Raw genomic sequence first — 7,980 nt, forward strand, 5'->3', positions numbered from 1 at the left:
CAACAGGTCCGCAAAGGACGCCGGCCTCGTCTGCTTGCGCATCTCATCTCTCCGATACCCAGCGAAGAGAATCACATCCCCAGCTTTATGCAAAGGTCCCGCGGAAGCTGGGATCTCCCGCGGCTCCTGTCCCGCCCTTTCACCGGGAGGCCCCAGCCTTCGCTGGGGTGACGGGAGCGGCGGGGTAAGGTCGGCACCCGCTATCCGTTCAGCCGCGCATGCAGGAACGCCGTGGTCCGCTCCCACGCGAGCTGCGCCGCCGCCGCATCGTATCGCGCGGCCGAGGTGTCGTTGTTGAACGCATGGTCGACCCCGGGATAGACGTGCGCCTCGACGGTCTTGCCCGCCGCCTCCAGCGCCTTGGTCCAGCGCTCGCCGGTCGCGTTCACCCGCGCGTCCTTGCCGGCATAGTGGAGCAGCAGCGGCGCCTGTACCTTGGCGGCTTCCGATGGATCGGGCGCGGGACCGTAGTAGGCGACGCCGGCGGCAAGGGCGGGGCCGGCGGCGATCGCCAGCCGGTTGACGAAGCCGCCGCCCCAGCAGAAGCCGACCGCGCCTACCTTGCTCGAGCCGCCCCGCTGGCTTGCCGCGCGCGCGAGATAGCCCTGGGCCTGGCGCAGCGCCAAATCCATGTCGATCGTCCCGATCAGGTCGCGGGCGCGATCCTCGTCGGCGGGCGTGCCGCCCTGCGGCGCCAGCAGGTCGGGCGCGATCGCGCGGAAGCCGGCGAGCGCCACCCGCCGCGCGACGTCGCGGATATGGTCGTTGAGCCCGCGATTCTCGTGGATCACCAGCACGGTGCCTATCTGCGCGGGGCCGGAGTCCCGTGGCGCTGCGAAATAGGCGCTGCTGGGCTTGCCGGCCTCGGTGCCCTCCGCCGTCTCGGTGCGCAGCCGCGGATCGTCGGGCTGGACCTGCTGCGCGGCGGCGGGCGAAGCGGCGATCGCGGCGACCAGCGCCTCGGCCGCGACGGCCGATCCGGTCAGCGCGACCATCTCCCGCATAAAGGCGCGCCGGTCGCGATGGTCGTGGGTGAAGGCGTCGTAGAGCGCGATCGCGCGGTCGCGGATGTCGGTCATGCCAGCTCTCCCCGAGTCGGTCGGGCGAGGCTAGCGGGGTTTGCGGCAAGGATGAAGCCGGTGCGGGAGCGGTGCGGCGCCCCGCCTCCACAATCGTCATCCCAGCGCAGGCTGGGATCTCCCGCGGCTCCTGTCCCGCGCCCTCACTGGGAGACCCCAGCCTTCGTTGGGGTGACGCGAGTGGGAAGGCGGACCCGCTTACCGCTTGAACGGGTCGAAGAACGCCGGCTTGGCCTCAACCGTCTCGCCGCGGGCGAGGGCTTCGGCGTCGCGGGCGGCCTGTTCGCGTTCCTGGCGCAGCTGCTCGAGCAGCGCCTCGCGGTCGCCTTCCAGGCGGGTGTCGGTCGGCGCTTCCATGCCGGCGGCCTTTGCGGCCTTGGCAACCAGCGCGTCGAGTTCGCGCTGCGAGCACAGGCCGAGCGTCACCGGGTCCTTCGGCACAATGTTGCCGATGTTCCAGTGGCTGCGGTCGCGGATCGCGGCGATGGTCGTGCGGGTGGTGCCGATCAGCTTGCCGATCGCGCCGTCCGAAATCTCCGGGTGGTTGCGGATAATCCAAGCGATGCCGTCGGGCTTGTCCTGGCGCTTCGACACCGGCGTGTAGCGCGGGCCTTTGGTGCGGCGGACCTGCTCGGGACCCTTCTGGATCTGGAGGCGATAGGCGGTGTCGGCCTGACCCTTCTCGATCTCGTCCTGGGTCAGCTCGTGCGCGCGGACGGGATCGCGGCCGGTGAGCTTGGTCGCGGCGGTGTCGTCGGCGATCGCCTGCACCTCCAGGATGTGGAGCCCGCAGAACTCGGCGATCTGCTCGAACGACAGCGAGGTGTTGTCGACCAGCCAGGAAGCGGTCGCATGCGGCATCAACGGCTGGGCCACGGCAGTTCTCCAGAAACAACAAGGGCCACCCCTCGCGGGGTGGCCGTATCTCCGCAGAGGTAGTGCACGATCGCGGTCGAGGCAAGCCGGGCGGTGCCGGCGTATCCCTTGGCGCCGCGGTTCCGCTCAGGCCGCGCTGCGCCGCCCCTCCGCCCCGGCCCAACCGGCGAAGGCATCGACCTCCAGCGGACGGCTGAAGTGGAAGCCCTGCGCCTCGTCGCAGCCCATCACCCGCAGCAGCGCCGCCACCCCCGCGGTCTCGACCCCTTCGGCGACGACGCGGCAGCTGAAGGCGTGCGCCATCACGATCATCGACTGGACCAGCGCCTGCTGGCGATCGCCCGTCTCCATGTCGCGGATGAAGCTCTGGTCGATCTTGATGACCTGCACCGGCAGCTGCTGGAGATAGGCGAGGCTGCTGTAGCCGGTGCCGAAGTCGTCGATCGCAAGCGCGATCTCCGCCGCCTCCAGCGCGTGCAGCTGGTCGATCGCGCGCCCGGCGTGCTTGACCGCGACGCTCTCGGTGACCTCCAGCTCGATCATCGCCGGGGCGATGTCGTGCCGGCGCAGCGCGTCCGCCACGCGCTCGGCGAAGTCGCTCTCCTCCAGATTGTGCGCCGAGACGTTGATCGACAGCGGCACCGCCGTGCCGGCGCGCTGCCACGCGGCGAGCCGCGACAGCGCGGCCTCCAACACCCAGTCGGTCAAGCCGCGGGCGAGCGTCGACTGCTCGACGATCGGCACGAACTCGCCGGGCGAGATCTCGCCCAGCTCGGGGTGCTGCCAGCGCAGCAGCACTTCCGCGGCGATGCAGCGCCCGCTGGCGAGATCGATGCGCGGCTGGACGACGATGCGCAGCTGGCCGTCGGCGGCACCGAGCGCCGCGCCGAAATCCTGGAGCAGCCGGAAGCGGCGCTGGTGCGCATCGTCGTTGCGGCAGGAGTGGACGCTGACGCCCCGCTCCTGCAGGCGCGCGTCCTGAACCGCGCCGTGGAGCGTGCGCAGCACGTCGAGTGGCGGGGTCTCACCGGGAACGAACGGCGCGACGCCGACCGCCGCCGTGGTGACGAAGCGCGCGGTGTCGGTGGCGCGGGCGTGGGCGAGCTGCTCGGCGAGCAGGGCGACCGAATCGTCGAGGGTGAAGTCCGCCGGCAGCACGAAGGCGAACTGGGTGGGCGCGACATGATAGGGTATGCTGCGCTTCAGCAGCCCGCGCAGCGCGCGCGCCGCCTCGCGCACCAGATCGTCCAGGTGCCCGGAACCCAGCACGCGGACGAGGTCGTCGATCTGGTCGGTGCGCGCCAGGTCGAGCATCACCGCCAGCCGCTCCCGCCCCGGCGTGTCGCGGCCAAGGTCGGCGAGATCGTCGAGGAACTGGTTGCGGTTGGGCATTTCGCTGACCGGATCGACCCGCCCGAACGCATGCTGGAGCTCGATCTGCGCCATCACCATCGCCGCCAGATCGTGGAGTGCCGCCAACTCCGCGGCGGTGGCACTGCGCGGCTCGACCCCGATCACGCACAGCGCGCCCAGGCCGTGCCCCTCGCGGGTGACCAGCGGGGCGCCGGCGTAGAAGCGCGCGCCGGTGCCCGCGAGCGGACTGTCGGCATAATAGGCATCGGCGAGCAGATCCTCGACCACCACCGGCGCGCGCCCTTCGGCAACGACAGCACAGGGCGCGCGGTCGCGCGGGATCGACTGGTGCGCCACGCCGACCCGCGACTTGAACCACTGACGATCCTCGTCGGTGAGCGACACCGCTGCGATCGGCAGCGCGAAGATCTGCGCAGCCATACGCGTGATGCGGTCGAAGCTCTCGCTCGCCGGCGTGTCGAGCAGGTTCAGCTGCCGGAGGGCGTCGAGGCGCGCCGATTCGCTGGTGTCTCCCATACCGCCACTCACCACGGCGGGGTTAAGGATCGATAAGCGAACCGGCGCCGCCGGCGTTGTGTCGGGGAAACCCAGCTATCCCGCAGCCGTCTCTTGCGGCGCGACCGACTTGGACGGCCGCGGCTTGACCGCCGTCGCCGTGCCCGAAAGCCCCGGGATCGACGGCCGGGTCGTGCCGCCATCGGCCTTGCTCCCGCCGGACGTGCCGCCGTCGAGCGACGCGCCCGCCTCCGCGGCACCGCGCACCAGCCCGTCGAGCGAGCCGCCGTCGAAGCCCAGTTCCTTCATCAGCCCGTCGATCATCGGCGCCTGCGCGCGATAGCGCAGCGCCGCCTGCACCGCCGAATTGGCTAGGTTGCGATCGCCGCCGCCGTCCGCGGCCACGCCTGCGCCGGAAGCAGCCCCGGTGCCGGTCAGCCCGTCGACCTGGACGATCTTGATGCTGTCGATCGCCTCCAGCGGCTTGGACGCCTCGCGGATCACCTCCGGCAGCACCTTCAGGAGGGCAAGCTTGGTCTGGAGCGACACCTGGTCGGACGACAGCAGGTTCGCCGCCTCGTTCACCGCGCGCTGGCCCGCGGCCTCGACCTCGAAACGGACGCGGTCGGCCTCGGCGCGCAGCTTGGCGGCCTCCGCCTCGCCCTCGGCGGCGAGGCGCGCGGCCTCGGCGCGGTCGGATGCGGCCTGCTTCTCCGCCTCGGCCTCGACGCGGATGCGGATCGCGGCGCGCTCCGCCTCACGCGCGGCGTCGATCAGCTCGATGCGCTTGGTACGCTCGGCGATCTCGGTCTCGCGGCTGGTCGCCACCTGCTCCTCGGCCGCGACGGCATCGGCGCGCGCCTTGTCGGCTTCGGCCTTGGCCTGGCTTTCGTCGCGGCTCTTGTTCTGCACCGCGATCTGCTGCTCCTGGCGGGCGAGCTCGAGCGCCTGCTCCTGGGCGATCCGCGCTTCCTTGATCGCGCGATCGGCCTCGATCTGCTGCGCGTCGATCTGGCGCTTGGCATCGATCCGCGCGGCGTCGGCTTCGCGCTGGCGGGCGGCCTGCTCGCGGGCGATCTCGGCGGTCTGCTCGGCGCGGCGCACCTCCAGCTCGCGCTCCTGCTCCAGCCGCGCGAACTCGGTGTCGCGGCCCAGCAGGAACGACTGGCGCGCGGCCTCCAGATTCTTGGTCTCGATCTGGACGCGGGTGTCCTGCTCGATGTCGTTGCGCGCCTTCTTGCGCAGCTCGATCTGCTCGGTGAGCTTGGTCAGACCCTCGGCATCGAACGCGTTGTTGGCGTTGAAGTGCTCGATCGAGGTCTGGTCGAGGCCGGTCAGCGACACGCTCTCCAGCTCCAGCCCGTTCATCGCCAGGTCGGCCGACGACACCTGCTGCACCTTCTGCACGAAGTCGGAGCGCTGCTCGTGGAGCTGCGCCATGCTCATGCCGGCCGCGACCGAGCGCAGCGCGTCGACGAACTTGCCCTCGACCAGCTCCTTCAGCGCCTCCGGGTTCATGGTGCGCATGCCCAGCGTCTGTGCGGCGATCGCGATCGACTGCGCATCGGGGCGCACGCGCACGTAGAACTCGGCCTTCACGTCGATGCGCAGGCGATCGAGCGTGATCAGCGCGTCGGCGTTCTTGCGCTCCACCGCAAGCCGCACCGTGTTCATGTTGACGGGCATCGTCTCGTGGAACACCGGCAGCACCAGCGCACCGCCGTTGATGACGACCTTTTCGCCGCCCGCACCCGTGCGCACGAAGCCGATCTCCTTCGACGCGCGCCGATAGAGCTTGGCGAACAGCAGGCCGATCACCAGCAGCAGGACCAGCGCCGCCCCGGCCACGATGCCGACCGTGGTCAACATCCCGGACTGCTGCACCACCACGTCGGTATTCATCGTCAGGCTCCTAGCTGGGGCAACTTGTGGTCGCCGCGGGAAATGGCGCGAAAGCCGTCGCGCTCACGCCGGACGAGCAGCACCTGCTCGCCCTCTTCGAAACTCTGTCCGGGGTTGTCGGGCTCGACCATCACGTAGTGCGGCTGGCCGTAGCGGTCTTCGACCCGCGCGCGGGCAGGCATGCCGGGCGCGGCGCGACCGATCACGATCGACGCGAAGCGGCCGACGAGCTCGTCGAGCGGGATCGCGGTACTGTGGTCCTGCGGCAGCACCCGCGCCAGACCGCGTGCGGCGAGGCCGGTGAGCGGCAGCGCCACCACGCCCGCGACGGGTGCCGCGATCCAGCCGCTCACCAGCGCCCCCGTCCAGTCGAGCGCCGCCTGCTCGCCCAGCAGCCCGAGCGCGCCGAAGATGCCGAGGAACACCACCAGCAGCATCAGCAGCGGTACCCGCCCGACGCCGAGCCACGACAGCAAGTCGCCGCCCATGTCGGCATCGAAGTCGGCGTCGGCATCCAAGTCGACGCCGAAGCCGATCGCCTGCACCAGCCCGATCAACAGCATGAGAAGCAACGCCGCAGTGAAGGCGATATTCTGCGGTGCGCCAAGAAAGTCGAACAACGCCCCCTCCCCGATTCGACTCGAAGCTTAGGGACGCTTCTGTTCACACTCTAGCGGAATCGGATCGATGTCTTCCGCGACCTCGTCTCGCGGGTGCAGCAGCATTGCCGACGCCGCTTTTCCTTGTCCGGCGGCGGCTTTGGTGGTTGTAGGCGGGCGCGGCGCACCGCGCCGCCGACGAGGCACCAACAAAGAGGGCCGACCGTGCTTACTTCCCAGGACGTCCACGCAGCCGCTACCCGGATCGCCGGCAAGGTGATCCGCACCCCCGTGGTGCACAGCGATGCGATCAGCCGGATTACCGGCGCGGACGTCTGGCTGAAGCTGGACACGCTGCAGGTCACCGGTGCGTTCAAGGAACGCGGCGCCGCCAATCGCCTGGCGCTGCTGTCGGCGGACGAACGCGCCGCGGGCGTGGTCGCGATGTCGGCGGGCAACCATGCCCAGGCGGTCGCGCGCCACGCGTCGCTGCTGGGCATCCGCGCGGTGATCGTGATGCCGGCCTTCACCCCCTCGACCAAGGTCACGCGCACCGCGCGCTGGGGTGCGGAGGTGGTGCTGCACGGCGCAACGCTGGCCGAGGCCGCCGCGCACGCGCAGCATCTCGCGGCAAGCGAGGGGCTGGTGTTCGTCCACCCCTATGACGACGACGCGGTGATCGCCGGCCAGGGCACGCTCGCGCTCGAACTGATCGAGGATGCGCCCGAGCTCGACACGCTGGCGATCCCGGTCGGCGGCGGCGGGCTGATCGCGGGCTCCGCGCTGGCGGCGCAGGGTGCAGGGCGGCCGATCGACACCTATGGGGTCGAGGTGGAAAGCTATTCGGCGATGGCGCAGGAACTGGCGGGCAGCCCGGTCAGCGTCGGCGGCGCCACCGTCGCCGAGGGGATCGCGGTGCGCGACGTCGGCCGCAAGCCGCTGGAGATCGCGCGCCGGCTGGTGAAGCAGGTGCTCACCGTCCCCGAGCGGGCGATCGAAACCGCGATCGCGCTGCTGGCCGAGGAAGCGAAGATCGTCGCCGAGGGTGCGGGCGCCACCGGCGTCGCGGCGCTGCTCACCTATCCCGAGCTGTTCCGGGGCAAGAAGGTCGGCGTGCCGGTGTGCGGCGCGAACATCGACAACCGCGCACTCGCCAACGTGCTGCAGCGGGTGATGGTGCGCGACGGGCGGCTGATGCGGCTGATCCTCGACATCCCCGACCGGCCCGGCGTGCTGGGCGAGATCTCGACCCGGATCGGCGAGGCCGGCGCCAACATCATCGAAGTGTCGCACCACCGCCTCTTCACCTCCCCCAGCGTCCAGGCGGCGCGGCTGGAAGTGATGTTCGAGGCGCGCGACGCGACCCACAGCGATGCGGTGGTGGCCGCGCTGCAGCAGCATTATGCGGTGACGCGGCTGTAAGGGGCGGGGAGCGGCGGTCCTGCTCCCTCCGACCCGCCCCCTATTCGTCATCCTGACGAAAGTCAGGATCCATTGCCGCTACAGCTGGAGTCGCAAGCGGAGCGCGAATGGATGCCCCGAGTTCACAAAAGAAGTGCAACACCAGGTTGAGGTGTTGCGATGGGAACCAGGTACCGACAGCTCTCGTATGCGGAACGGTGTGCGATTGCCCGGCTTCGCGAAGCCGGGCAATC

7 protein-coding genes are annotated in these 7,980 nt (G+C 70.5%); 1 reads left to right on the plus strand and 6 read right to left on the minus strand.

Annotated elements, in window-relative coordinates:
- Nucleotides 1–200: 200 nt before the first annotated feature.
- The 5 genes from ACBY01_RS16945 to ACBY01_RS16965 all read right to left on the minus strand — a co-directional run bounded on the left by ACBY01_RS16945 (nt 201) and on the right by ACBY01_RS16965 (nt 6,346).
- Complete coding sequence (locus ACBY01_RS16945; protein WP_416462168.1) at nt 201–1,079, minus strand: dienelactone hydrolase family protein; 879 nt, start codon at nt 1,077–1,079, stop codon at nt 201–203.
- 198 nt (nt 1,080–1,277) lie between these two features.
- The gene (locus ACBY01_RS16950) at nt 1,278–1,955 is read right to left on the minus strand and encodes a DUF1013 domain-containing protein (RefSeq protein ID WP_416462169.1); all 678 of its coding nucleotides are present in this window, start codon (nt 1,953–1,955) and stop codon (nt 1,278–1,280) included.
- 126 nt (nt 1,956–2,081) lie between these two features.
- Nucleotides 2,082–3,845 carry a putative bifunctional diguanylate cyclase/phosphodiesterase gene (locus ACBY01_RS16955; RefSeq protein WP_416462170.1) on the minus strand — a complete coding sequence of 588 codons (1,764 nt, stop codon included), beginning with the start codon at nt 3,843–3,845 and terminating at the stop codon, nt 2,082–2,084.
- Between the two features lie 75 nt (nt 3,846–3,920).
- Nucleotides 3,921–5,726 (minus strand): flotillin family protein, encoded by a 1,806-nt coding sequence (locus ACBY01_RS16960; RefSeq protein WP_416462171.1) that lies wholly within the window; start codon nt 5,724–5,726, stop codon nt 3,921–3,923.
- Between the two features lie 2 nt (nt 5,727–5,728).
- Nucleotides 5,729–6,346 carry a YqiJ family protein gene (locus tag ACBY01_RS16965; RefSeq protein WP_416462172.1) on the minus strand — a complete coding sequence of 206 codons (618 nt, stop codon included), beginning with the start codon at nt 6,344–6,346 and terminating at the stop codon, nt 5,729–5,731.
- A gap of 204 nt (nt 6,347–6,550) precedes the next feature.
- Between ACBY01_RS16965 and ACBY01_RS16970 the strand changes: the two genes are divergently transcribed.
- Entirely contained in the window at nt 6,551–7,747 is a 1,197-nt protein-coding gene (locus ACBY01_RS16970) for a threonine ammonia-lyase (RefSeq protein WP_416462173.1), read from the plus strand.
- Nucleotides 7,748–7,787: 40 nt separating this feature from the next.
- On the opposite strand, the gene ACBY01_RS16975 is transcribed toward ACBY01_RS16970, so the two are convergent.
- The coding region (locus ACBY01_RS16975; protein ID WP_416462174.1) for a hypothetical protein at nt 7,788–7,980 on the minus strand (193 nt) is incomplete at its 5' end.

Source organism: Sphingomonas mangrovi (assembly GCF_047975845.1).
Taxonomy (GTDB): domain Bacteria; phylum Pseudomonadota; class Alphaproteobacteria; order Sphingomonadales; family Sphingomonadaceae; genus Sphingomonas.

Excerpts from the sequence above, each read along its gene's own strand:
- ACBY01_RS16945 (WP_416462168.1), bottom strand. The coding sequence starts at position 1,079 with ATGACCGACATCCGCGACCGCGCGATCGCGCTCTACGACGCCTTCACC.
- ACBY01_RS16955 (WP_416462170.1), bottom strand. The coding sequence starts at position 3,845 with ATGGGAGACACCAGCGAATCGGCGCGCCTCGACGCCCTCCGGCAGCTG.
- ACBY01_RS16960 (WP_416462171.1), bottom strand. The coding sequence starts at position 5,726 with ATGAATACCGACGTGGTGGTGCAGCAGTCCGGGATGTTGACCACGGTC.